The sequence below is a fragment of the Thiobacillus sp. genome, from assembly GCA_024235835.1.
Taxonomy (GTDB): Bacteria; Pseudomonadota; Gammaproteobacteria; order Burkholderiales; family Thiobacillaceae; genus PFJX01.
This window is the reverse complement of the sequence record JACKLQ010000001.1, coordinates 1,326,695-1,350,527: the sequence shown is the minus strand read 5'-3', so window position 1 is coordinate 1,350,527 and position 23,833 is coordinate 1,326,695. Positions and strand designations below refer to the sequence as shown.

The following is a 23,833-nucleotide window of genomic DNA, read 5'->3' as shown; positions in this document are numbered from 1 at the left end:
TGGTATGATAGCGACCTTCTCATCCACCACCCGGATTTCACCGTGTCCGACACCCCATTCAGCTTCACGTCCCAAGCCTTGACCGATCTGGCCCGCCAGGTGTTGGACCTGGCCCGCCAGGGGGGGGCGAGCGCCGCCGAAACGGAGGTGTCGGAAGGCAGTGGCCTTTCCGTTTCCGTTCGCCAGGGCCAGGTGGAGACCATCGAGCACAACCGGGACAAGGGCGTCGGAGTGACCGTCTATCTGGGCCAGCGCCGGGGCCACGCCTCCACCTCGGATTTTTCCGCCGATGCCCTGGCGCGCACGGTGGAAAAGGCCCTGAGCATCGCCCGTTTCACCGCCGAGGACGACTGCGCGGGCCTGGCTGATGCGGAACTGCTGGCCAGGGATACCACGGATCTGGACCTCTTCCACCCCTGGGCCATAGGCGTGGAAGAGGCCACGGAACTGGCCCGGGCCTGCGAGGCGGCGGCCATGGAGGTGGACCCCCGCATCAACAATTCCGAAGGCGGTTCCTTCTCCAGCCAGAACTCCCGCTTCGTCTACGCCAACAGCCTGGGCTTCGCGGGGGGGTACCCCACCAGCCGTCAAAGCCTCTCCTGCGCCGTCATCGCCGAGGATACTGGCAACCCCGGCGGCGGCATGCAGCGGGACTACTGGTACACCACGGCCAGGGCCGCGGCGGACCTGGATGCCGTGGCGGCCGTGGGCCGCCGGGCGGGGGAGCGCACCGTGCGGCGCCTGAATGCACGACAACTGTCCACCCGCCAGTGTCCCGTGCTGTTCGAGGCCCCCATTGCCACGGGCCTCATCGCCAGCTACGTCTCGGCGGTGTCCGGCGGCCATCTGTACCGCAAGTCCTCCTTCCTGCTGGACAGCCTGGGCAGCCAGGTCTTCCCCGCCTTCATGCAGATACAGGAGCGGCCCTTCCTGCCCCGGGGCCTGGCCTCGTCCCCCTTCGACTCGGAAGGCGTGGCCACCCGGGACCGTGACGTGGTGCGGGACGGCGTGGCGGAGGGCTATTTCCTCTCCAGCTACAGCGCCCGCAAGCTGGGCATGGCGAGCACCGGCAATGCCGGGGGCAACCACAACCTCATCGTCCCCTCCACGGGGGAGGACTTCGGCGCCCTGCTGAAGAAGATGGGCACGGGCCTGCTGGTGACGGAACTGCTGGGCCACGGCCTCAACATGGTGACGGGAGACTACTCCCGGGGCGCGGCGGGCTTCTGGGTGGAGAACGGCGAGATCGCCTATCCGGTGGAAGAGATCACCATTGCCGGCAACCTCAAGGACATGTTCCAGGGCATCGCCGCCGTGGGCTGCGACGTGGAAACCCGGGGTTCGCGGCGGGTGGGCTCCATCCTCATCGACCACATGACCGTGGCGGGCAACTGAACCGGCGGCTCCGAGCTTGGGCATCGCGGCATACCGCTTCCTGGCCTGGCTGCCGGGGTTATTCCTGGCCGGCCTGCTGGTCGCCTGCGGCGGCTCCTCGCCCCGCCTGTCCCCCCTGGCCCAGGGGGATGTGGTGCTGGCCTTTGGCGACAGCCTGACCCGCGGCACGGGCGCTGCCCTGGAAGAGTCCTATCCGGCCCAGCTCCAGGCCATCATCGGCCGCCCGGTGGTCAATGCCGGCGTGCCGGGCGAGACCACGGCGGAAGGCCTGTCCCGCCTGCCCGGGGCCCTGGCGGAGCACAAGCCCCGTTTGCTGTTGCTCTGCCTCGGCGGCAACGACATCCTGCGTCGCCAGGATGGAGCCCTCACCGCGGACAACCTGCGTGCCATGGTGCGTCTTGCCAGGGAGCGGGGCGTGGAAGTGGCCCTCATCGGCGTGCCCGAACTGGGTCTTTTCACCGGAGCGCCGGCCTTCTATGCCGAGATCGCTGCCGAATTCGGCCTGCCCTACGAAGGTGACGTGTTCAACGAGGTGCTCAAGGACCCCAGACTAAAGTCCGATCCCATCCACGCCAACGGCCGGGGCTACAGCGTGGTGGCCCAGCGCCTGGCCGAAATGCTGCGCAAGGCGGGAGCGGTCTAGCCCATGGATTTCCTGCTCAAGATTTCCCGGGGCATCGATGCCCTCAACGAGCGGGTGGGGCGCCTGGTGATCTGGCTGGTGCTGGCCGCCACCCTCATTTCGGCTGGCAACGCCATGGTGCGCTACGGCCTCAACGCCAGTTCCAACGCCTGGCTGGAGATCCAGTGGTATCTGTTCGGCCTCATCTTCCTGCTGGGGGCGGGCTACACCCTGAAGCACAACGGCCACGTGCGCATCGACGTTCTGTATGGCCGCTTCACCCCCCGGACCAGGGCCTGGGTGGACCTGCTGGGGGGGCTGCTGTTCCTCCTGCCCATGAGCGGCATCATCGCCTGGCTGGGATGGGATTTCTTCCTGGCCTCCTATGCCGTGGACGAGACCTCTCCCGACGCGGGGGGGCTGCTGCGCTGGCCCATCAAGCTGGCAGTTCCGCTGGGCTTCTCCCTGCTGTGGTTGCAGGGGGTGTCCGAGGTGATCAAGCGGGCCGGCGTGTTGTGGGGCGGCATGCCCTTGCAGGAAGAGCATGGCGAGGAGGTGGCATGAGCTTGGAGTTCATGGCCCCCCTGATGTTCTTCGGCCTGGTGGTGTTCCTGCTGCTGGGCTACCCGGTGGCTTTTTCCCTGGCGGCCAACGGTCTGCTGTTCGCCTTCATCGGCAGCCAGATGGGCTTCCTGGGCTTCGAGCAGATGCAGGCCCTGCCGGACCGGGTGTTCGGCATCATGTCCAACGCCACCCTGCTGGCCATTCCCTTCTTTACCTTCATGGGCCTGATCCTGGAACGCAGCGGCATGGCGGAGGAACTGCTGGACAGCCTGGGCCAGCTGTTCGGGCCCATCCGGGGCGGGCTGGCCTACGCGGTGGTGTTCGTGGGGGCCCTGCTGGCGGCCACCACCGGCGTGGTGGCCGCTTCGGTCATCGCCATGGGCCTCATCTCCCTGCCCATCATGCTGCGCTACGGCTACGACAAGCGACTGGCCACGGGGGTCATCGCCGCTTCCGGCACCCTGGCCCAGATCATTCCTCCCTCCCTGGTGCTCATCGTGCTGGCGGATCAGCTGGGGGTGTCCGTGGGGGATATGTACCGGGGCGCCCTCATGCCGGCCCTGGTGCTGATGGCCCTGTATTTCGCCTATGTGTTCGCGGTGAGCCTGGTTCGACCCGGGGCCGCGCCGGCCCTGCCGAAGGCGGCCCGCAGCTTCCAGGGCGCCGCGCTTTGGAGCAAGGCCCTGGCGTCCATGGCACCGCCCCTGGTGCTCATCTTCCTGGTGCTGGGCACCATTTTCCTGGGCATTGCCACGCCCACCGAAGGGGGCGCCATGGGGGCCACGGGGGCGCTGGTCCTGGCCCTGATGAAGCGCCGTCTGAATCTGGATCTGCTCAGGCAGGCCATGGATTCCACCGCCCGGCTCACCAGTTTCGTCATTTTCATCCTCATCGGCTCCACCGTGTTTTCCCTGGTGTTCCAGTTGCTGGACGGGGACACCTGGGTGGAGGGACTGCTCACCGGCCTGCCCGGCGGCGAACTGGGCTTCCTCATCGTTGTGAACCTGCTGGTGTTCCTGCTGGCGTTCTTCCTGGACTTCTTCGAGATCGCCTTCATCATCGTCCCCCTGCTGGCGCCGGTGGCCGCCAAGCTGGGCATCGACCTGGTGTGGTTCGGGGTTCTGCTGGGCATCAACATGCAGACCTCCTTCATGCACCCGCCCTTCGGCTTTTCCCTTTTCTACCTGCGCAGCGTGGCCCCCCGGGAGGTGAAGACCACGGACATTTACTGGGGCGCCATTCCCTTCGTGTTGATCCAGATCGTCATGGTGATCGTCGTCATGAACTTCCCGGAGCTGGTGCTGGACGAGCGGCCCCAGGCGAAGGCGGCCCCGGTGGAGTTTCACCTGGATGTGCCGGACTCCAGTTATCTGCCGCCAGGCACGTGATGTGAAAAAATTAAAGATATTGTGGGAATATGTCGTTAAGTTAGACTGGAATCAGTGACTTACATTTTGTAAATGAGGTGAGGCATGAAAACACTCGCATTAGTGACCGCCCTGGGCGCTATCCTGACCACGGGCTGCGCCACCAAGGAATACGTGCACGAATACGTGCACGGCCAAATGGGGCCGATGAAGGAAGAAGTGAAGAACGTGGATAACCGGGTGGACCGCACTGCCGTGGCCCTCAAGAACCTGACCACTTCCCAGGCCGCCACCAACGCCGAGTTGAAGGACTCCCTGGGCAACCACGACGGCCGCATCAGCAAGAACGAGGCCGACATCGCTCAGCTTTCCAGGACTGCCCGGGAAGCCCTGGACCGGGCCACCGAGGCTGGCAGGCTGGCGGAAGGCAGGCTGGTTTACGAAGAGGTCATGACCGATGACATTCTCAAGTTCAAGTCGGACAGCGCGGCGCTGGACCAGGAGGCCATGGCTGCCCTGGATGAGTTCGCCACCCGTCTGAAGAGCGAGGACAAGAACGTATTCATAGAAATTCAGGGTCATACCGACAGCCGTGGCGAGGAAGCTTCCAACCTGCGCCTCGGCCAGGCCCGGGCGGACGTCGTGCGCAATTATCTGAACATGAAGGGCGGCATCCCCCTGCACCGCATGGCCACCATTTCCTACGGTGAAAGCGCGCCCGTGGACAGCAACTTGAACCGGGCGGGCCGTAGCCAGAACCGCCGCGTCGTCCTGGTGGTATTGCAGTAATTTTTCTAAACCGCGGCGCGGCGGGGGATCCCGCCGCGCCATTTTTCTTTTTGGAGTGTTTTCATGTCCGAAGTTACGACATCCAGCGGTCTGGTCATCGATGATATGGTGGTGGGCGAGGGCGCCGAGGCCGCCAAGGGGAACCGGGTCACCGTGCATTACACCGGCTGGCTGACCAGTGGCAGCAAGTTCGATTCCAGCGTGGACCGCAACGACCCCTTTGACTTTCCCCTGGGCCGGGGCCATGTGATCCCGGGCTGGGATGAAGGCGTGGCGGGCATGAAGGTGGGCGGCAAGCGCAAGCTCACCATTCCCCCCCACCTGGGTTACGGGGCCTACGGCGCCGGTGGCGTCATCCCCCCCAATGCCACCCTGGTCTTCGAGGTGGAATTGCTGGCAGTGGAATGAAGCTGGCAGTGGATTGAGCCTGAAGCCAACACTGCAGGCAAAAGGCCCGGTGACCCGGGCCTTTTGCATTGGGGGCTGGAGCCCGGAAAGGGTCAGCCGCCCAGCTTGGCCATGTAGGCTGCCAGGGCGTCGATGTCCTCCTCGCTCAGGTTCTGGGCGTTGGGGGCCATCATGGCGGTCTGCTGGCCCATCTGCTTGCCGGCCTTGTAGTCCCGCAACTTGGCGGCCAGTACCTCGGCGGACTGGCCCGCCACTTTCGGGAAGATGCCCTGGCCTTCGCCGTTCTTGCCATGGCAGCCGGCGCATATGCCGCCGTATTTGAGGCGACCGGTTTCATTCCCCGAGGCCGCTGCAGCGGTTTCTGGCGTGGCCGGGGCTGAGGGGGCCGCGGCCAGGGGCTCGGGCGCGCTGGCCTGTTCGGCCGGTGCGGCGGGCTCGTCCTTGCCGCAGGCGGCCAGGGTGGCCAGGGCCAGGAGGGATAGCAGGATCTTGATGCGCATGGGAGTTCCTTTCTTCAACGGCTGTAATAGAGAAAGTTGGCGTAGCTGGCCTCGGCCACCTTGAACCATTGCAATTCCGCGTTGCGGAAGGCCTTCCAGGGAGCGTAGATGCGGGCGAAATCCTGATTTTTCGCGGCCTCTTCCTCGTAGAGATCGAAGGCGGCCTTCTGGGCGGCTTCCAGGATGTCCCTGGGGTAGGCGTGCAGCTTCACACCCTTTTGCACCAGGCGCATGAGGGCCTGGGGATTCTGGGCGTCGTACCGGGCCAGCATGCCCACGTTGGCTTCCACGCAGGCAGTTTCGAAGGCCTGCCGGTAGGCTTCCGGCAGTTCGTTCCATTTGGCCAGGTTGACGAAGAAGGAGAGCTGGGGCCCGCCTTCCCACCAGCCCGGGTAGTAGTAGTGGGGGGCGATCTTGTGGAAACCCAGTTTTTCGTCGTCATAGGGGCCCACCCACTCGGCGGCGTCGATGGCACCCCGTTCCAGGGCCGGGTAGATGTCTCCGCCCGCCAGGGTCTGGGGCACCGCGCCCAGTTTGGCCATGATCTGGCCACCGATGCCGGGGATGCGCATCTTCAGGCCCTGCAGGTCTGACAGGGCATGGATTTCCTTGCGGAACCAGCCTCCCATCTGCACGCCGGTGTTGCCGCCCGGGAACTGGACGATGTTGTATTGCTTGAACAGGTCCCGCATCAGTTCGATGCCGCCGCCGTGGTACATCCACGCGTTCTGCTGCCGGGCGGTGAGGCCGAAGGGAACGGCGCAGTCGAAGGCGAAGGCCATGTTCTTGCCCACGTAGTAGTAGCTGGCGGAGTGGCCGCACTCGACAGTGCCGTTCTGCACTGCGTCCAGCACCTGCAGGCCGGGCACCAGTTCGCCGCCGGCATGGACCTTGAGCTGGAACCTGCCGTTGGTGATCTTGCCGAGCCGGTCCGCCAGCACCTCGGCGGCGCCGTAGATGGTGTCAAGGCTCTTGGGGAAGCTGGAGGCCAGGCGCCAATGGATGGTGGGCAACTCGCCTGCCTGGGTGGTGGCGGCCTGCTTGCCGCAGCCGGGCAGGGCCAGGGCCGCGGACGTGGCCAGGCCGGCGCCGGCACCCTGCAGGAATGCGCGTCTTTGCATGGGGGGCTCCCTAACGGTATTGAATGCGAATGTGCAACTTGCAACCCGACGTTACTGGGGCCGGATGCGCACGATCACGTCGATGCTTTCCGCCACCATGCCGGAGGGCATCAGGGGCATGCCGGAGAATTGCATCGCGTCGGCGGGTATGTCGGTCAATTCACCGCTTTCGAGGTTGTAGAAGTGGTGATGGGGCTGGACGTTGGAGTCGTAGAAGACCTTGCTGGGGTCCACGATGACCTCCCGTATCAGACCCTTTGCCAGGAACAGCTTGAGGGTGTTGTAAACCGTGGCCTTGGAAGTCTCGCTGTGGCGCGAGTTCACTGCCTCCAGGATCTGTTCGGCGGAAAAATGCTCGCACCGGGAGAACAGCACACTGGCGATCTGCACGCGCTGGTGGGTGGGGGCGATGCCATGGGCGCGCAGTCGGTCCGTGATTTCCGAGCGAAGCAGGGGCTGGTCTGGCGCGCTATGCATGGGTTCATTCCACTCAGTCGTTTAAGACGATTCTAGTAGGCTGAATAAACTGCGTCTAACCCTGGTGGGCTGGAATGCGCAGGGGGATTTCAATCTGCACCACGAATTCACCCCCGGCGGTGAAGTGGGTCATGCGGGCCTCCGCGTCGAAATGCAGGTCCAGCCGTTCGCGGATATTGGCCAGGGCCATGCGATTGCCGGGGCGGCGCGGCGCGGCTGGGAGAAGGGGGTTGCGCACCACCAGCAGCATCCGCTCGCCTTTCGCGAAGATATTGATATGGACCTCGCCGCCTTCGGGGTTGGGTTCGATGCCATGGATGACCGCGTTCTCGATGAGGGGCTGGAGCATGAGCTGGGGGACCTCCGCCTCCAGGGGCGCGCCGTCGCAATGCCAGGCGACCCGTAGCCGGTCGCCCAGGCGGATGGTCTCCACCTCAACATAGGCCTTGGCCAGTTCCAGTTCCCGTTCCAGGGGCACCAGGACGCGGGGTTCCGCCATGAGGGCCCGGAACAGGTCCGCCAGGTTCTCCAGCACGCTTTCCGCCCGCCGGGGGTCCTGCCGGATCAAGCCCAGCACGGTGTTCAGGCTGTTGTAGAGGAAATGGGGGCGGATGCGGGCCTGCAGGGCCATGAGGCGTGCATCGGACAAGGCGGGGGACAGGGCAAGCTGGCGCCAGTGGAAGTAGAAGAAGACCAGGGCGGCCGTCAGCGCGGCGAGCACGCCCGAGAGCAGAACCCCCTGGCTTTGCGGGTCGGGCAGGGTGAGGGAGAAAAAGCCATGCACGGCCATGGCCACCACGGCCGCCATGGCGATGCAGAGGCTCGCGGACTGCCGGAAAGCCATCGTTGCCAGGCGTGGGGAGGCCGCGAACAGCAGCAGCAGGGTGCCGAGCAGGGTGGCCTCGTAGAGGGGGACGCCCCCCGCCATGGCCAGCAGGGCCTGGACGGGGTTGCCCTGGGCGGCCAGGTGATGGACGAAGTGGACCGCTTCGGCCAGCAACATCCCGCGCAGCAGGATGCCCAGATTCCTGAAATCAGGAAAAGCGGTGGACCTGCCGTGGGGAAGAGCCCCTTGGCTAGGGGCGGCGCCACGCATAGGGCCTGGCTTCCAGGGTGGTGGGCTGGTCGAGCATGAGTTCCGTGAGCAATTCCGCGGAGGCGGGGGCCATGGTGACGCCGTAGCGGAAGTGGCCGCTGTTGACGAAGAGGTTCTCCAGGGAAGGGTGGCGAGAAACCGTGGGCAGGTTGCCGGGTGACCCGGGGCGCAGGCCGGACCAGTGGCGCACGACCTGAGCCTCCCGCAGGGGAGGGAAAGCCTCCAGCGCGAAAGACATCAGGGATTCCCTGGCCTCGTCGGTGCAGGATTTGTCGAATCCCGCCTCTTCCAGGGTGCTGCCCGCCAGGATGTGGCCATCCAGGCGGGGGACCAGATAGCGGCCTTCCCGGTAGACGATGTGGGTCAGCAGGCCCGGAGTGGCCTTGAACAGCAGGATCTGGCCCCGGACCGGCCGTATGTCCAGGCCCAGGGCCTGCTCTCCCAGCAGCTTTCCGCTCCAGGCGCCGCCTGCCACCACGTAGCGGTCTGCACGGATTTCGCCATCGGGGGTCCTGGCGCTTTCGATGCGGCCGTTGCCGATATGGAAGTCCGTCACGCCCAGGTTTGCCGAGACCTGGATGCCCATCTGCACGCCCACGGCCAGCAGGGCCTGGGCGACCCGGGGGTTGCGTGCCTGGGCGACCTCGGGCAGCCACAGGGCGGACATGTGGGGAGGCACCGTGATTTCCCCCCAGGCGGATACCTCCCCGCAGGGCCAGCCATGGCGTTCGCACCATGCCTTGGCCAGGTCCATGTCGAAATCTCCCATGGCCAGCATGCCGCAGGCCTGGTATTCGGGGTCGATGCCGCTTTCCTGCAGCAGCCAATGGGCGAGCTCGGGCCACAGGGCGCGACCCCGTTCGGACAGGGTGTTGACCACCTCGCCATAGTTCCACGGCAGCAGGGGAGACAGGATGCCTGCCCCGGCCCAGGTGGATTCCCGGGCGATGTCACCCTGGTCCAGCACCCGCACCTTGAGCCCCTGCCTCGCCAGATTCAGGGCTGAGAGGAGGCCGTTGATACCGGCGCCGACGACGAGGGCGTCCAGGTTGTGTGGAATCATGAGAACTTGCGATAAATTTCTGGTTCGACGAACTCAATGATATGCCCCCGGCCATTCAGCCAGAACAAACGGCCGTTTGTCAGTCGCCCGCTTTCCCCGGGCGAGAGGCGAACATAAGCTGATGTCGTGGGAAAAGGAGGACGAATGCATAGAGATGCTTGGGGGCGATCAAGGATGCGAAGAAGCGGTTCCAGGCCCCAGGGTGGTTTCACCCTGATCGAGTTGCTGGTCACCATCAGCATCGCGGCCATCATGATGACCCTTGCCATCCCCAACTTCATGGATTTCCTGCGCAACAACCGGCTTGCCGGGCAGGCTAACGATTTTGTGCTGGCCTGTGCCTACGCCAAGAGCGAGGCGGTCAAGCGCGGGTTGCGGGTGACGATATGCAGTCGCCAAGATGATGCCACCTGTTCGGGGGGGCCTACTTGGGATGCTGGCTGGTTGGTGTTCGTGGATAACGATGGAAGCGGTACGGTTAACGGAGCGGATGAGGTATTGCAGGTACGTGCACCTCTTGAAGGTGATAACACCATGCGCGCCGATGCCATACAGCGAATTAGGTTCCAACCGACTGGATTTAGCTCAGATGGAGATAACAACGATCCCTTCAGGATTTGCGACACTCGAGGTATGGCTGTGGCTAGGCAACTTGTTGTTTTGCCATTAGGAAGGGTGACTTCCTCAACCGGAACGGCGGAATGTCCATGAACCGACATTCCATAACTTCGTCAACAGCGAAGGCTTTCCCCGCCGCGAAGCAACAGGGCTTCACCCTGCTGGAGATTCTGGTAGCCATCGTGGTCATGTCCCTGGGTCTGCTGGGCTTGGCGGGCCTGCAAGCCGCCAGCCTGCGCAATAACCAAACAGCCTATTATCGGGGCATCGCGGCCCAGCAGGTGTATGACATGGCAGATCGTATCCGCGCCAATCTGGCGGGCGTGGCCGGGGGCAGTTACGACAACTTGGGCGCCAACACACCTGTAAACCCGAACTGTTTTAACGAAGATGTAGGGAACGTGGGTTGTACCCCCGCAACTATGGCGGTGACGGACCATCGGCAATGGAATCTAAACAACGCGTTCCTGCTGCCCGGCGGCGTAGGCACCGTGGATTGTATCCAGGGGCCCGGTGCTGCTTGCAGTGGCGGCCTAAATGCCCTTCGGGTATTTATTATTACCGTTCGTTGGCCCCAGGCTGGCAAGCAGTGTACGGATGAATTAGGCAACGTTCTCTTTGCGAACACCGATTGCTTCAGGACCGAGGTGTCGCCATGACCCATGGCCATTCCCTGAAACAAGCTGCGGCGCCTTTGGGACGACGTAGCCAGGTTGGCCTGTCGCTCATCGAACTCCTGGTCGCCATGGGGCTGGGTCTGATATTGGTACTGGGCATCGGCACCGTTTACCTGGGCAGCCGCCAGAGCTACCGTATGCAGGAGGCCAATGCCCGAGTGCAGGAGACGGGGCGGTTCGCCTTGGAGATCATCGGCCGGAGCCTGAGACTGGCCGGAGTTGACGCCAATATCACTGAAATCGTCAATGAAAACGCAGCTCAGTGTGACGAACTGGGAGGCGCTTGCACCGCCATCAACGGCACGGATGATTCCACCAACGGCACCACATCTGACACCTTTACTGTCCAATATTATGCAGGACTGGATCAGCCGGACAGCAATGGCGACGGCCTGCGAGAAAGTCGCAACTGTCTTGGCGACAACGCCGACGCCAATGTGCTGGTCCAAGAAGACTTTGCACTTGTTGGAAATGATTTGCAGTGCACTGGAACAGTAGGTGGCGTGGCGTCCGCGCCCCAGACCCTAGTGTCTGAAATCGAGGACTTCCAAATTATCTATGGGGTGGACTCCGACAATAACCAGTCCGCGGACATCTACACCTCCACGCCCACTGGGGTCCAATGGCCCAACGTGGTCACCGCGAAGGTGTGCGTCATGGTCCGTTCCGCCGACCAGGGCCTCGCGCCCAGCGGCCAGACCCCCCTGGACTGCCCCCATGCCCTGGATACCGAATTGATCGGTACCGTCGCGCTCCCCGCCATCAACGACACCCGCCTGCACCGGGCCTTCGTCGCCACCTACAACCTGCGCAACCGCATCTCCAACACGCCATGATGTCCATGAGCCCCCACCGCAACGGATACTCCCCATCGAGCAAGCGAAGGGCCGTCCCGGGCGTGCATGCCGCCTTCGGAGGGCGGGTCGGGCGCGCCCTGGCCCTGGGAAGCGCCATGGGGCGCCAACGGGGCGCCGCCCTGGTGGTGGGCCTGGTCATCATGGTGGTGCTCACCGTGCTGGGTATTACGGCGGCGCGCATGGCGGGACTGGAGGAACGCATGGCCGGCAACATGCGAGACCGGGCCCTGGCCCTTCAGGCCGCCGAAATGGCATTGAGAGACGCCGAAAGAGACCTTCTGGGAGTTGGTAGTCGATCAATTGTTGGCACTGAATCGTTTTGGCCAAATTGCAATCAGGACGGCAATGCCGGTACTGCCGACGATGGCCTATGTACCTGCGGGCAGCTTCAAAACCAGGGTTTCATAGCGGATAACGCTCGTTGTGTCGCCGGTGGGGTCGGTTATGTGAATCCCGTATGGACGGAGGCAAATATTTTGACCGGCACTCCTAGCGTGGCTTATGGAACATTTACAGGTGCCCAAGCTATCACAATGGTTTCCGCCCAGCCCCGATACATCATCGAGGGTTTCCGCAAAAACATTGCGGGTACCGGCGGCGATGTATATTTCTATCGGATCACGGCGCGGGCCCAGGGTGCCAACCCCAACACCGTGGTCTGGCTGCAGGAAGTATTCAAGCGCTGAGCTAGCGCTCAGGCACTGGAGGCAAGCATGAACGCCAAGAAATCTTTCCTGATCCTCGTCGCGGGACTGTCCAGTCTTATTGGAACGCCCGCCTGGGCCCTGACCCTGTCCCAGCAACCCCTGTTCATCGCCAGCACCCAGCCCAGGATCATGCTGTTGCTGTCCCGGGACCACGAGTTGTCCAGGAAGGCCTACACGGATTATTCGGACCTGGACAACGACGGGACGCTGGATACCACCTACAACGATGCGGTGGACTACTACGGCTATTTCGATGCGAAGCGGTGCTATGTCTATGACGGCGGGGACGGGCGCTTCGAGCCCTCCGCGGCGGCGGCGGGTGCCAACCTTCACGAGTGCGCCGGTGAATGGAGCGGAAACTTTCTGAACTGGGCGACCATGACCCGCCTGGACGTGGTCAGGAAGGTCCTTTATGGCGGTTTCCGGTCCACGGACGGTACGGGCACGGCCATCGGTACAACCGTGCTGGAACGTTCCTTCCTGCCGCCGGACGTGCATGCCTTCGCCAAGGTCTTCGCCCCCGCCGGGGGAGCGGTGGACGTGGCCAAGTTCACGCCTTATGCCCAGGCCGCCATCACCCTCTGCAACGTCTCCGACATGGGCAACAACGTGCAGGCGGGCAACATCAGCACGGTGAACGGCGCCAACACCAGCCCGGCCCCCCTGATCAAGGTGGCGGGCGGCGCATGGCCCACCTGGGCCATGACCGAGATCCTGCAGTGCCAGTGGGACGAGCAGACCGTGGAGCCATCCCCCCGCCCCAGCACCGCGGCCCACCGGCTGACCGGCGCTTCCGACCTGATCGCCCGTGTGACGGTGTGCGTGCCGGGTATGCTCGAAGAAAACTGCAAGTCCTATTACGACAACGCCAATCCCCGGGTGGAGACCGTGAAACCCACCGGCCTGCTGCAGGAGTACGGCGATGTGGACGCCGATCGCAGGGTTCGCTTCGGGTTGATGACGGGCAGCTACAAGAAGAATACGTCAGGGGGGGTGCTGCGCAAGAACGTCAAGCTGCTCGCCAACAACAACAATACCTCCCTCACCGCCGCCGCCGTGTGCGGCGACAACAATGCCGCCGACGAGATCGACGTGTGCACGGGGCAGTTCATCAACCAGGCGTCCGCTGACACCGGCATCATCGACACCCTGAACCGCATCCATATTTCGGGCTACAAGACCCCGGCGGCTGGCGCGATCACCGCTAACCAGGTCTGCTCCTCGGGCTACAACAACGCGGCCCCCTTTGCCTGCAACGCCAGCAACCTGCTTGCTGGAACCAACGGCACCTGCATCGACTGGGGTAACCCCTTGTCCGAGATGTACCACGAGGCGATGCGCTACTTCGCGGGCAAGATCAGCGCCACGGCGGCCTACGCGGTGGATGACGGCGCAGCCACCTCGGTCGTCGCCGGTCTCGGCCAGGACACCTGGAACGCGGCGTCCGACCCCCTGCCCGCCACCGAATGGTGCGCTCTGTCCAACATCATCGTCCTTTCCACGGGTCTCACGTCCCTGGACAACGCTTCCATCGTCAGCGACATCGCCGGGCTGGACCCGACGGCCTTGACCAATGCCGTGGGCGTGGCCGAGGGCCTGGCGGGCAACTACCTGATCGGCAGCAACGGTGTGGTGACCAACAACCTGTGCAGCGCCAAGGCCCTGAACAACCTGTCCAGCGCCAGCGGCATCTGTCCGGAACTGCCCCACATGAAAGGGGGCTACCTGATCGCCGGCCTGGCCAGCGCCAACCGGTCCATAGACCTGCGCCCCGGCTATGCCGCCAACCGGGCAGCCCGGTGGGACGGAATCAACCAGAACTGGGTGGACCGCCAGCCCCTGGGTACCTATACCGTCGGCCTGGCGGAGAACCTGCCCAGCTTCGAGCTCACTGTGGGGGCCGGAAAGGTAAGCATCGTGCCGTCCTGCCGCTCCAACGGTGCCACCATTTGCAGCATGACGGACCTGCGGGTGGAGAGTTACACCGCCACCAGCGGCAGCTTCCTCGTTTCCTGGGAGGACAACTCCGCGGGCAGCGACTACGACATGGACACTATCGCCCGCATCCAGTATTGCGTGGGGGGGGCCTGCGCAGTGCCAGCGGCCGCCGACGAGGTCAAGATCACGGTGTCCGCCGCTCAATCTGCCACGGGTTCGGGTATGGAACTTGGGTATACGGTGTCCGGCTCCTCTCAGGACGGTACCTACTTTCCCATCAAGATTCCCGGTACCGCTACGTGTAATCCGAATGACTGCCCGGCAGGAGGCAACGCGAACCGCAACTTCTTCAGCCACCTGACCGCACCGGCCGCCTTCCGCTGCGTCGATTTCAACACCGCAGGTCCCGCCGCCAGTTACACCTGCCCCGACGGCACGCGCATGCCGTCCGGCATCGTCAGCGCAGTGGGGTGTCCTGCCAGCCAGGCTGGCGGGGCCGGGGCCAATTGCGGTTGCCCCAAGACCTGGACCTTCACCCAGAGTGCGGCGCCGGCGGGCCTGCTGAAAAACCCCCTCTGGTATGCGGCCAAGTATGGCGCCCCCGCCGCCTCCTGGGACCTGGTCGACAATGACACCGGCGCGGCCGGGGCCGACGGCGAGCCGGACAACTTTTTCGAGGTCCGCAATCCCGCCAAGCTGTCCACCGCCCTCGGCGAGGTGTTCGACCGGGCATCCGAGCCAGATGCCTCCGCAGCGTCCGTGGCCACCAACTCCACCAACCTGAAGATCGAAAGCCGGGTCTACCAGGCCAAGTTCTCCAGCGCCGACTGGAGCGGCCAGTTGCTGTCCTACAAGATCAGCACTGCCGGCGACCTGAGCGCTATGGCCGAGTGGGACGCGGGCGTCAAGGTCAACGCGCAGAACTACCTGAATGGCAGGGCCATCATCACCAAGGGTGCCACGGGAGATGGCGTGGCCTTTGCCTACAACAACCTGACCGGGCCCACCGGCGTGGCCGGCACCCAGAAGAACCTGCTGGACAAGGTGACGGTGGGAGCCAATACGGTGGTGGATGGGTGTGGCCCAGAGCGGGTGGCCTACCTCAGGGGGGACGCCACGAACGAAGGCGACGCGGGGTCCTTCAACTGCGCCTCCGGCAATTCGGCGGCCGTGTTCCGGGAGCGCGCCACCAGCAAGCTGGGGGATATCGTCAACTCCAACCCCTGGTACGTGGGCAAACCCACGGCGGGCTATTCCAATGTGGACCACCCGGGCTACAGCACCTTCCGCACCAACAACCTGAACCGCACCGCCATGGTCTACGTGGCCGGCAACGACGGCATGCTCCACGGCTTTGATGCTTCCGTGCAATGGGACGCCACCGTGGACGTGGACGGGGACGGCAACGCGGATGGGGACTACGTGCCCACCGCCAATTCCGGGAAGGAGGTCATCGCCTACGTGCCTACGCCTGTGTACGCCAACCTCAGCAGCCTGACCCACAGCACCTACAACAAGAACCACAAGTATTTCGTGGATGGCTCCCCCATGATCGGGGACGCTGATCTGGACTCGGGCGCGGCGAACGACTGGCGTTCCGTGCTGGTAGGCGCCCTGGGGGCCGGCGGCAAGGGCTACTACGCCCTGGACGTGACCAACCCGGCCAACTTCAGCGAGGCCAACGCCGCCACCCTGTTCCTTTGGGAATTCACCGACAGCGACGACGCGGACATGGGCAACGCCTTCAACCACCCGCCGGCCCATTTCTCCACAGGCCAGCCTAGGCAACTGGTGAAGATGGCCAACGGCAAGTGGGCGGTGGTGCTGGGTAACGGCTACAACAGCACCAACGGCAACGCGGCGCTGTACATTGTGTTCATCGAGGAAGGCCTGGATGGGGTGTGGACCGCGGGCACCGACTACATCAAGATCGTTTCTGACAATACCGGCAATAACGGTCTGTCAACGCCCGTGCCTTTCGACATGGACGGCAACGGGGTGGTGGACGTGGTCTACGCCGGCGACCTGAAGGGCAACCTGTGGAAGTTCCTGGTGGGGGACGCCAACCCGGCCAACTGGCGGGTGGACTTCTCCGCCGCGGCGTGCGCGCCGAATTGCAACCCCTTGTTCCAGGCGGAGCACGGCGGCACCGCCCAGGCCATCATCTGGCCACCGGAAGTGAGCGTCCACCCCAGTGCAACGGGCGCCCTGGTGCTGTTTGGCACCGGCAAGTACCTGGAGGGCACGGACGTCTCCAACACGGACGTGCAGGCCTACTATGGCGTGTGGGACAAGAACGATGGCGCCACTAAGGTGGCGGTGGCGGACTTGGTGCAGCGCCACATTTCCACCGACACCATCCAGTATGATTCGGATGGAGATGGCGTCAACGACGGACAGGTGGACGTGCGCATTTCCTGCGACGCTGCCAACCGGACCATCGCCAACTGCCAGAAACCCGCCGTGAACTGGGCAGCCGACATGGGCTGGTATGTGGATCTGCCCACTGCGGGCGAGCGGGCCACTGGTATCACCAAGCTGTTGAACGGCGTGCTTTACGTCAACACCTTCATTCCCTCCTCCTCTCCATGCGATGCGGGGGGAACGGGCTGGCTGATGGCCCTGGATTACGCCTCCGGAGAAACGCCGGCCTTTGCGGTCTTCGATGTGGATAATGACGGCGACATAGATGCAGACGACGCGCCCATCGTCGGCTTGCAGGTGGGGGCCGCCCTGGGCGGGACCACCCTGATCCAGGGGGCGAACATCGATTCCCTGGGGGTGGGTGTTTCCTCGCTGACGTCCGGGGTCATGCAGACGAACCTGATCAACTTCGGTGCAGGGGTTCGGGGCCGCGTGAACTGGCGTGAAATCGTGCAATGAGGATAGGGGACATGGCTATGGTCTATCAGGGAGCAGGGAGGCACGTACAAGTGGGGATTACCCTCATCGAACTGCTGGTGGTGGTGGCCATCGTCGCGATATTGGCCACAGTGGCCTATCCTTCTTACCTGGATCACATTCGGCGGGCAGCCCGAGCAGACGCCGAGGGGGAATTACTTCAGGCGGCGCAATTCCTCGAAGGAAACCGTACCATTAATAACTGCTACGACCAAACGATACCTATTTGCTGTGTAGATCCTACCAATCTTGTGTGCCCATCCCTTGTAGCTTTGCCAATAACACAATCACCTAGGGACGGCGTAGCTAAGTACACTATTACCGTTGCGTTTGGTGCGACGCCCTCCCAGACCTTCACTGTTAGCGCGACGCCCACTGGGGCTTATGCAGACGCCGACTGCGGTACGCTAACCATCAATCAGTTAAGCCAAAAAACTGAAAGCGGTACAAAGGACGTTGCTTATTGTTGGAAACAATGAATAGCAGAAAGGTATTAAGCATGAAGGGTACTTCAGCCAGTAACCAGGCAGGTTTTACCATGCTGGAACTTGCTTTGGCGCTGCTTATCCTGGGGCTGCTCATCGTGATCACGGTGGCTTCCATGTATGACCACCAGTCCCGAAAATCCAAGCGCCAGGTGGTTCACCGGCTGCAGGAAGTGTCGGATTGGCTGCATTCCCAGAAGGCCAGCCAGGGGGGGTTCGTGGGCATTCTGCCCGTGGACTGGTCCACGGGGCCCGCGGACATGACCTACACCATCACCCTGGCCAAACAGCCGGTGACGGCCAGCAACCCCAAGGAGGTCTTTCCCGCCCTGGGCCAGGAAACCTTCACCCTCCAGGCCTTGCCCCAGGAGCCTGACGATTGCGGCGCGCTGCTGCTGGATCAATCCGGCCGCAAGGGGGTCACGGGCCAAGAGGCCAACGTCGCGGATTGCTGGGAGTGATGCGTCGCGGGGGCTCCCTTGGAGCTCCCCGGACTGTTCCCCCAGCGGCAGGCCCTGTTTGTTGTTTTTCCCTTCTTCGCAGTCACATGATTGGTGCGCGCTCCACGCAGATCCGGGCCTGGATTCATGCCCGGGCTTTCATTGATTCGTGACCATGCCATCCCTGCTAATGGATGTCCTTCGGTGCCTTGCCCATGACGAATTCGTCTCTGGCGAGGCCATTGCAAGTCGATTGGGGTGCTCCCGGGCCACTGTCCACAATGCGGTGCAGGAGGCTGGCCGTGAAGGCGTGGCCATACATGCCGTGCAAGGTCGCGGCTACCGCCTGGTGGAAGCGTTGGACTGGTTGAGGCCGGAGTCGCTCGCCCAGGGACTTGAGCCGGAGGGTTTCTGTTTTCATTATTTCGAGCGTTTGCCTTCCACGAATGGCTTCCTGCTGGATAGGGCCCGAAATGGCGGGCCTCACCGCTCCGTGGCCCTGGCCGAGTGGCAGACCGAGGGACGTGGGCGCCGCGGCCGTTCCTGGCTGGCAGCTTTGGGCAACGGCCTGACCTTTTCCCTGTTGTGGCGTTCCGGCCGCCCGGCTGCGGAGTTGTCCGGATTGTCCCTGGCCGTGGGGGTTTTCCTGGTGCAAGCCCTCCGTGAACGGGGATTGTCCCGGGCAGCGGTGAAGTGGCCCAATGACATCGTCGTGGACGGTGAAAAGCTTGCGGGCGTGCTGATCGAGTTGTCAGGCGACATGCTTGGCCCCAGTGCGGCGGTCGTGGGGGTGGGCATCAACCTGCGCGGAGGCGAAGCATTGAGTCGAACCCTGGGCCAGCCGGTCACGGATCTGGCTGCCCACCTGGGGCCGCTGGACCGAAACGAGCTCTTCCTGCACCTGTTGCGAAGGCTGGACGCGGGCTTGGCGGCCTTTGAGCAGCAGGGATTCGTGGCGTTTCAGGAGGCCTGGAACGCCTGCCATGCCTACAATGACCGTGTTGTGACGATGCATGGCGGCCAGGGCGATGTCACGGTGGGCCTGGCGCGGGGCGTGGATGACTCAGGGGCACTATTGCTGGAGACTCCGGCGGGCCTATTGCGCTTTCACTCGGGTGAGGTCAGTTTGCGGGGGACAGGGGATTGATCCTGCTGGTGGACGCAGGCAACAGTCGCATCAAATGGCGGCTACAGGCCCAGGGCAAGGTGCTGTCGGCTGGTGCGTTGCCCACGTCTGCCTGTGCTGGTCTTCCGGGCGCGTGGCATGAATTCCAGGCCAGGGCCGCATGCGTCTGCAGCGTGGCGGGTGAAAAGGTCGACGCGGCGATCAGGCAAGGCCTGGATCAGGTCCTGGTGAGGGGGCCTGGCCAGGCGCACGCGGTCAATTGGCTGGTCTCCCAGGCCCAGGCCCATGGGGTGGATAACCTGTACGAACCCGCCAGCGCCCTGGGACCGGATCGCTATGCGGCCCTGGTCGCCGCCCGCCGCCGCCAGGAAATCGGGTGGGTGGTGGTGAATGTGGGTACGGCCATGACCGCTGACATGCTGGCTGCGGATGGCCGGTACCTGGGTGGGGTCATCCTGCCGGGGCCCGACCTGATGCGAAGGGCACTGGACCGGGGAACGGCCGGTGTGCGCCCGGAAGGCGCGCTGGATGCCGTGGACCCTCCCAGGAACACCCGGGCAGCGGTGAACCGGGGCATTGCCTGGGCCTTGTGGGGGGGGGTGGAGGGCATGAAACGCCATCTGGAGCTTGTTGAAGGGAGACCTTCACGCGTGATGCTGTCGGGTGGTGGACGAAACGTGCTGGCCCCGATGCTGGAGGGCGAGGTGACGGAGGTGGACGAACTGGTGTTGGAGGGATTGGGATGGATCGCCCGGGATCTGGGTTACGACGCCTGACGGGCTTGCTGCTCCTGGTGAATGCAGGTGTCCTGCTGGCGGGGTGGGCAGGAAACTATTGGCAGGGACCGTCGTCGGTGGTGACCTTCAACGCTGCGAAAATCCGGATGCTGGATGACGTGGTGCCTGAGCGGCGTGCTGAAAGCCAGGACGAAGCCAGCACAGCAGCGACTTCCGACGCCCAGCTCCGGGCGAACTGTCGAGCCTGGCCTGTGCTGGATGCGGATGGTGTCGCCCAGGTGCAGGCGCATATGCGCCGGTCCGGCGTGGCGGACGAGGCCTATTACCTGCAGGTGGCCATGCGGTTGGGCTGGTGGGTCTTTATCCCGCCCCTGGAAAATCCGGCCGCCTTGCAGGTGGTGATGGACGATGCCCGGGCCAAGGGTGTCAATGACATGGTGCCCGTGCGCGGCGGAAGCCTGGCCAATGCCCTGGCCCTGGGCACCTTCCCCAACATGGAGGGGGCCCGCAAGCATGCCCAGGCCATGCTGGACAGAGGTCTGCGCAACGTGCGCTTTGCCCCCAGGCCAGGATCGGGGTCTGTGCAGTTGGTTATCTTGGCGGATTCGCCTGTATTGCGGAGTGCGTTGAAGGCAGCTTGGCCTCCTGGTCTGGAGCCTGTTGCCTGCGCCCGGCAGTGAAGTGCGCTATTAGTTTGCCAGGAACGCCTTCCAGAAAACGCAGGGCCACCCCGGTTTCTCTTGTCTTCCTCTGAGGGGAGCAGGGCGCAACCCGGACTGGAGGAGTGCTCAGTCGTTCTGGTAGGTCTGCATGCGGCTGTATAGGGTCGTGCGGTTGACGCCCAGTATCTTTGCCGCCTGGGAAAGATTGCCGTGGGTCATGGAGAGGGCGGCCTCCACGTAGCTTTTCTCCCACTGCTTCATGACCTGGTCCAGGTCGAAACCGTGCACGCTACGCAGGTGGGTCTTGGCATAGTCCTGCAAGGCCAGGGAGTCAGTCGGCAACGGAATGGTGGCAGGGTTGACCAGGTCCAGGTCGAATTCCCCTTCCAGTTCCTTGGCGTTCACCGTGCGGCCGGCATACTTGGTGGTGAGGCGGATGACGATGTTGCGCAGTTCCCGCACGTTGCCGGGGAAATGGTATTCCTCCCACAGCTTCCTGGCGTCCGCGGACAGTGCGAAGGGAGCGCATCCCACTTCCCGCGCATAGTGGGCGCGAAAATGTTCCAGCAGGATCGCTTTGTCCTCATCCTGTTCCCGCAGGGCAGGCACATGCACGGAAAATACGGAAAGTCGGTGGTAGAGATCACCGCGGAAGCGCCCCTCCCGGACCTCCTTGCGCAAATCCCGGTTGGTGGCGGCGATGATGCGGGAATTCGAAAAACGGCTCGTGGTTTCCCCGACGCGCTGATATTCGCCGTTTTCCAGCACGCGCAGGAGCTTTGCCTGAAGTTCGAGAGGCAATTCGCCGATCTCGTCCAGGAACAGGGTGCCATCCCGGGCATCCTCGAAATAACCGGCATGGGCCTGGTTGGCCCCCGTAAAGGCCCCCTTGGCGTATCCGAACAGGGTGGGCTCCACCAGGGTTGGGGATATGGCGGCGCAGTTCAGGGCCAGATACGGTTTTGCGCTGCGCTTGGACAACTGGTGCAGACTAGTGGCTACCAGTTCCTTGCCACTCCCGGATTCACCTTCGATTAGCACGGGGAAGGGAGCGTCGGCGTAGAGCTTGATCTGGTTGCGCAGTTTGTCCACGGCAAAGCTCACGCCGACGATGCCGCTGCTGGACTCGGCTTCCGCCGGCTTGGCTGGAGGGGCGGCGACCTGGTCGAAGCGCAGGGTCGAGAGCAGGGCTTCCTTGATTCGCTCCGGTTCCGCGGGCTTGGCGATGAAATCGATGGCGCCCAGGGCGCGGGCGTGCCGCGCATTGGCTTCGTCGTTCTGTCCGGACAGAACCAGAATCTTTATGTTGTTGGAATGGCCGAGAAGGTCGGAAATGAGGGCAAATCCCTCGTCCGGCTTGTGCTGGCTGGGGGGCAGGCCCAGGTCCACCAGGGCAAGGGGAGGCGGAGCATCCAGTTGGGTGAGCAGGCTCTTCACCTGTTTCCTTGTTTCCGCCACATACACTTCAAAATCCTGGGAGAGCACGAAGTGCAGCGTGTCGGTGATTAGGGGGTCGTCATCGACGATGAGCAGGCCCGGCTTGCTCTGGGTGTTCACGGAGGTCTTTCCTTGGGTGCCTGGGCTTGGCCGTGGTGCCGGTCAAGTCAGGAAAGTGGAATGTAGGAAGTCATCAGCCAGCCATCCCCTTTGTCGAGGACGGACTCCAACTGGATGCGGATTGTGTTGTCCTTGTGATGCAGCTTGTATTTGCGGCCATGGGCGTAAAGGGACGCCTCCATGACGATGGCCGGTCCTTTTTCCATGTGGGGAAACACCAGGACCTGGCTCGGGGTCTCATCACTGCCGTAGGCAGCCCCATCGACGGAATAGGAAAGGGTGGCCTGGTCGAGGGTCGCCTCTAGGGTCGCCAGTTCGGGCACGTCGTACAGCACGCTGACGCCGATCTTGCGCCAGTCTTCCATATGGCGGGTGATCCGCCGCACGATGCCCACCCGCCAGGGTGCCGTGGGGTCCAGCCGGATGGCCAGGAGTTTCCCGACCCTGACCCACTCGCTCTGGTCGTTCTTCAAGGAGATGCCAATGCCGGTCTCGCTGCGATCCTGCAATGGCCAGCGCTCCACAGACTGGTTGCTCTTGCTCAGGGTGCGCTGGGAAATGTTGGCCTTGGTGCGCTCGGTCACGAAGCCGTACAGCTTGATGTCCAGAATCTCTTCCTGGGTGAGCGACTGGGAGGCATGCACGCCGGTGGCGATTTCCATGTCCACCTGCATGCGGTGGCAGATGTTGGCCAGTTCGTGCACCACCTCGCAACGCCCCTCGGTCGGCTCCCTGGCACTGGCGCGACGTTCCCGTTCATTGGTGGGGGCCCACTCATTGCTGACATAGCTGATCAGGTCGTAGCCATCCGGCAGGCGGAATTCCTCGCCAAGTCCCAGGGAAGCAGGCATGGCACCTGATCGCAAGGATTGGGCTGTGCTGTCCAGATGGGCCAGGAGACGGTCGGTGCTGATGAAGCGGTAGGTTTTTTCCGTGCTGGTGTTGCTGCGGATGCGGCGCAGGCCCTGGCCATGGGCGGTGTCGACGATGAAGAAATGGCGCTCGGGCATGTAGGTGGAGTCCAGGGGGGTGAGGTCGGACCAGTTGATGAGCCACTTGTCCACCATCTCCAATTGCCTGGCGGTCAGGCTGCCAGACCCCAAGGGGGACATCAGCAATGCCCGGACGTACTCCTCCATGGAGTTGGTTTGCCTGGCGTCATGCTCGTAGAGCTTGACGCGGTTGTTCTGGAAACTTTCGAACTCGGCGATGCGGTAGACGTTGTGCACCCGCAGCCACAGCTTTTCTTCGATACGCTCGTAGCGGAAGTAACGCCATTTGAAGATATCGTTGAATCCACGCAGGGCACGGGCAGCGATGAGGGGTATCTGTTGCTGGATCTTGCTGCCACCAGGGTTGGCCACGAAGTCCATGAGGAAGGCGTGGTAGCCCCGGGTGATTTCCCAGTAGAAGGCATGGATGGTGGTCCAGAGCCTGGATTCGATGACCTTGGACATGCGCGGGTTGCGCAGGTATTGCAGGCAGAGGGAGTACTGCATGTCGCGGGAGTGCTCATCCAGATGCATCAACACCTGCAGCCTGTCCTTGGACATGGCCAGACCGGCATGGTTGAACTGAATCAGGTTCTGTACCACCTGCTCCTGGGCGGAGTAGATGTCACCGGTGGGCAGGTTTTCCATCCAGCGCGAAACCGTCTTCAGATCGCTCAGAGGATCCTGGTCGTTGCCGCCTGATTTGCGTTTGAAAAAGCCGAACATGCGTTTGG

23 protein-coding genes are annotated in these 23,833 nt (G+C 63.4%); 16 read left to right on the top strand and 7 right to left on the bottom strand.

Translation table 11 applies throughout. The annotated features are described in order from the left end of the window. Positions 1-42 precede the first annotated feature (42 nt). The 6 genes from pmbA to H6935_06650 all read left to right on the top strand — a co-directional run bounded on the left by pmbA (position 43) and on the right by H6935_06650 (position 5,145). Positions 43-1,395 (top strand): metalloprotease PmbA, encoded by a 1,353-nt coding sequence (gene pmbA, locus H6935_06675; protein ID MCP5278029.1) that lies wholly within the window; start codon positions 43-45, stop codon positions 1,393-1,395. Positions 1,396-1,417: 22 nt separating this feature from the next. Further along, positions 1,418-2,038, top strand: a complete 621-nt coding sequence (locus H6935_06670; GenBank protein ID MCP5278028.1) for an arylesterase — start codon at positions 1,418-1,420, stop codon at positions 2,036-2,038. A gap of 3 nt (positions 2,039-2,041) precedes the next feature. Next, complete coding sequence (locus tag H6935_06665; GenBank protein ID MCP5278027.1) at positions 2,042-2,581, top strand: TRAP transporter small permease subunit; 540 nt, start codon at positions 2,042-2,044, stop codon at positions 2,579-2,581. Further along, the gene (locus H6935_06660) at positions 2,578-3,969 is read left to right on the top strand and encodes a TRAP transporter large permease subunit (GenBank protein ID MCP5278026.1); all 1,392 of its coding nucleotides are present in this window, start codon (positions 2,578-2,580) and stop codon (positions 3,967-3,969) included. Before H6935_06665 ends, H6935_06660 begins: the two co-directional genes overlap by 4 nt. A gap of 84 nt (positions 3,970-4,053) precedes the next feature. Then, a complete protein-coding gene (locus tag H6935_06655; GenBank protein MCP5278025.1) occupies positions 4,054-4,737 on the top strand; it encodes an OmpA family protein in 684 nt (227 codons plus the stop codon). A 63-nt stretch (positions 4,738-4,800) separates the two neighbouring features. After that, a complete protein-coding gene (locus H6935_06650) occupies positions 4,801-5,145 on the top strand; it encodes an FKBP-type peptidyl-prolyl cis-trans isomerase (GenBank protein ID MCP5278024.1) in 345 nt (114 codons plus the stop codon). A 92-nt stretch (positions 5,146-5,237) separates the two neighbouring features. Here the strand turns inward: H6935_06650 and H6935_06645 are convergent, their stop codons facing one another. From H6935_06645 to thiO, 5 genes are all read right to left on the bottom strand, one after another. Beyond that, entirely contained in the window at positions 5,238-5,645 is a 408-nt protein-coding gene (locus H6935_06645; protein ID MCP5278023.1) for a c-type cytochrome, read from the bottom strand. Between the two features lie 14 nt (positions 5,646-5,659). After that, entirely contained in the window at positions 5,660-6,766 is a 1,107-nt protein-coding gene (locus tag H6935_06640) for a TRAP transporter substrate-binding protein (protein MCP5278022.1), read from the bottom strand. 51 nt (positions 6,767-6,817) lie between these two features. Further along, positions 6,818-7,243, bottom strand: a complete 426-nt coding sequence (locus H6935_06635; GenBank protein ID MCP5278021.1) for a transcriptional repressor — start codon at positions 7,241-7,243, stop codon at positions 6,818-6,820. A gap of 55 nt (positions 7,244-7,298) precedes the next feature. After that, a complete protein-coding gene (locus tag H6935_06630) occupies positions 7,299-8,246 on the bottom strand; it encodes a histidine kinase (GenBank protein ID MCP5278020.1) in 948 nt (315 codons plus the stop codon). A 73-nt stretch (positions 8,247-8,319) separates the two neighbouring features. After that, entirely contained in the window at positions 8,320-9,402 is a 1,083-nt protein-coding gene (gene thiO, locus H6935_06625; protein ID MCP5278019.1) for a glycine oxidase ThiO, read from the bottom strand. Positions 9,403-9,624: 222 nt separating this feature from the next. Here thiO and H6935_06620 point away from each other — a divergent pair, with 222 nt between their 5' ends. The 10 genes from H6935_06620 (at position 9,625) to H6935_06575 (ending at position 20,568) form a co-directional block, all read left to right on the top strand. Beyond that, entirely contained in the window at positions 9,625-10,113 is a 489-nt protein-coding gene (locus H6935_06620) for a GspH/FimT family pseudopilin (GenBank protein ID MCP5278018.1), read from the top strand. Further along, the gene (gene pilV / locus H6935_06615) at positions 10,104-10,679 is read left to right on the top strand and encodes a type IV pilus modification protein PilV (GenBank protein ID MCP5278017.1); all 576 of its coding nucleotides are present in this window, start codon (positions 10,104-10,106) and stop codon (positions 10,677-10,679) included. Before H6935_06620 ends, pilV begins: the two co-directional genes overlap by 10 nt. After that, the gene (locus tag H6935_06610; GenBank protein MCP5278016.1) at positions 10,676-11,533 is read left to right on the top strand and encodes a PilW family protein; all 858 of its coding nucleotides are present in this window, start codon (positions 10,676-10,678) and stop codon (positions 11,531-11,533) included. The genes pilV and H6935_06610 overlap by 4 nt, the downstream gene beginning before the upstream one ends. Positions 11,534-11,649: 116 nt before the next feature. After that, positions 11,650-12,240, top strand: coding sequence for a hypothetical protein (locus H6935_06605; protein MCP5278015.1), 591 nt, complete (start codon positions 11,650-11,652; stop codon positions 12,238-12,240). A 27-nt stretch (positions 12,241-12,267) separates the two neighbouring features. After that, on the top strand, positions 12,268-17,082 hold the full coding sequence (locus H6935_06600; GenBank protein MCP5278014.1) for a hypothetical protein: 4,815 nt from the start codon (positions 12,268-12,270) through the stop codon (positions 17,080-17,082). 11 nt (positions 17,083-17,093) lie between these two features. Continuing rightward, complete coding sequence (locus H6935_06595; protein MCP5278013.1) at positions 17,094-17,579, top strand: type IV pilin protein; 486 nt, start codon at positions 17,094-17,096, stop codon at positions 17,577-17,579. Between the two features lie 59 nt (positions 17,580-17,638). After that, positions 17,639-18,046: a hypothetical protein gene (locus H6935_06590; protein MCP5278012.1), complete on the top strand. Its 408-nt coding sequence runs from the start codon at positions 17,639-17,641 to the stop codon at positions 18,044-18,046. Between the two features lie 154 nt (positions 18,047-18,200). Next, the gene (locus H6935_06585; protein MCP5278011.1) at positions 18,201-19,172 is read left to right on the top strand and encodes a biotin--[acetyl-CoA-carboxylase] ligase; all 972 of its coding nucleotides are present in this window, start codon (positions 18,201-18,203) and stop codon (positions 19,170-19,172) included. Continuing rightward, complete coding sequence (locus tag H6935_06580) at positions 19,169-19,927, top strand: type III pantothenate kinase (GenBank protein MCP5278010.1); 759 nt, start codon at positions 19,169-19,171, stop codon at positions 19,925-19,927. The genes H6935_06585 and H6935_06580 overlap by 4 nt, the downstream gene beginning before the upstream one ends. Continuing rightward, a complete protein-coding gene (locus H6935_06575; GenBank protein MCP5278009.1) occupies positions 19,894-20,568 on the top strand; it encodes a hypothetical protein in 675 nt (224 codons plus the stop codon). The genes H6935_06580 and H6935_06575 overlap by 34 nt, the downstream gene beginning before the upstream one ends. A gap of 108 nt (positions 20,569-20,676) precedes the next feature. Here the strand turns inward: H6935_06575 and H6935_06570 are convergent, their stop codons facing one another. Further along, a complete protein-coding gene (locus H6935_06570) occupies positions 20,677-22,083 on the bottom strand; it encodes a sigma-54-dependent Fis family transcriptional regulator (GenBank protein MCP5278008.1) in 1,407 nt (468 codons plus the stop codon). Positions 22,084-22,154: 71 nt separating this feature from the next. Next, positions 22,155-23,825, bottom strand: a complete 1,671-nt coding sequence (locus H6935_06565; GenBank protein MCP5278007.1) for a hypothetical protein — start codon at positions 23,823-23,825, stop codon at positions 22,155-22,157. Between the last annotated feature and the right edge of the window lie 8 nt (positions 23,826-23,833).

Coding starts and splice junctions, on each gene's coding strand:
- H6935_06635 (MCP5278021.1), bottom strand. CDS start 7,243: ATGCATAGCGCGCCAGACCAGCCCCTGCTTCGCTCGGAAATCACGGAC.
- H6935_06585 (MCP5278011.1), top strand. CDS start 18,201: ATGCCATCCCTGCTAATGGATGTCCTTCGGTGCCTTGCCCATGACGAA.
- H6935_06610 (MCP5278016.1), top strand. CDS start 10,676: ATGACCCATGGCCATTCCCTGAAACAAGCTGCGGCGCCTTTGGGACGA.
- H6935_06565 (MCP5278007.1), bottom strand. CDS start 23,825: ATGTTCGGCTTTTTCAAACGCAAATCAGGCGGCAACGACCAGGATCCT.
- H6935_06595 (MCP5278013.1), top strand. CDS start 17,094: ATGGCTATGGTCTATCAGGGAGCAGGGAGGCACGTACAAGTGGGGATT.
- H6935_06575 (MCP5278009.1), top strand. CDS start 19,894: ATGGATCGCCCGGGATCTGGGTTACGACGCCTGACGGGCTTGCTGCTC.
- H6935_06600 (MCP5278014.1), top strand. CDS start 12,268: ATGAACGCCAAGAAATCTTTCCTGATCCTCGTCGCGGGACTGTCCAGT.
- pilV (MCP5278017.1), top strand. CDS start 10,104: ATGTCCATGAACCGACATTCCATAACTTCGTCAACAGCGAAGGCTTTC.
- H6935_06590 (MCP5278012.1), top strand. CDS start 17,639: ATGCTGGAACTTGCTTTGGCGCTGCTTATCCTGGGGCTGCTCATCGTG.
- H6935_06660 (MCP5278026.1), top strand. CDS start 2,578: ATGAGCTTGGAGTTCATGGCCCCCCTGATGTTCTTCGGCCTGGTGGTG.
- H6935_06645 (MCP5278023.1), bottom strand. CDS start 5,645: ATGCGCATCAAGATCCTGCTATCCCTCCTGGCCCTGGCCACCCTGGCC.
- thiO (MCP5278019.1), bottom strand. CDS start 9,402: ATGATTCCACACAACCTGGACGCCCTCGTCGTCGGCGCCGGTATCAAC.
- H6935_06665 (MCP5278027.1), top strand. CDS start 2,042: ATGGATTTCCTGCTCAAGATTTCCCGGGGCATCGATGCCCTCAACGAG.
- H6935_06605 (MCP5278015.1), top strand. CDS start 11,650: ATGGGGCGCCAACGGGGCGCCGCCCTGGTGGTGGGCCTGGTCATCATG.
- H6935_06655 (MCP5278025.1), top strand. CDS start 4,054: ATGAAAACACTCGCATTAGTGACCGCCCTGGGCGCTATCCTGACCACG.
- H6935_06650 (MCP5278024.1), top strand. CDS start 4,801: ATGTCCGAAGTTACGACATCCAGCGGTCTGGTCATCGATGATATGGTG.
- H6935_06630 (MCP5278020.1), bottom strand. CDS start 8,246: ATGTTGCTGGCCGAAGCGGTCCACTTCGTCCATCACCTGGCCGCCCAG.
- H6935_06640 (MCP5278022.1), bottom strand. CDS start 6,766: ATGCAAAGACGCGCATTCCTGCAGGGTGCCGGCGCCGGCCTGGCCACG.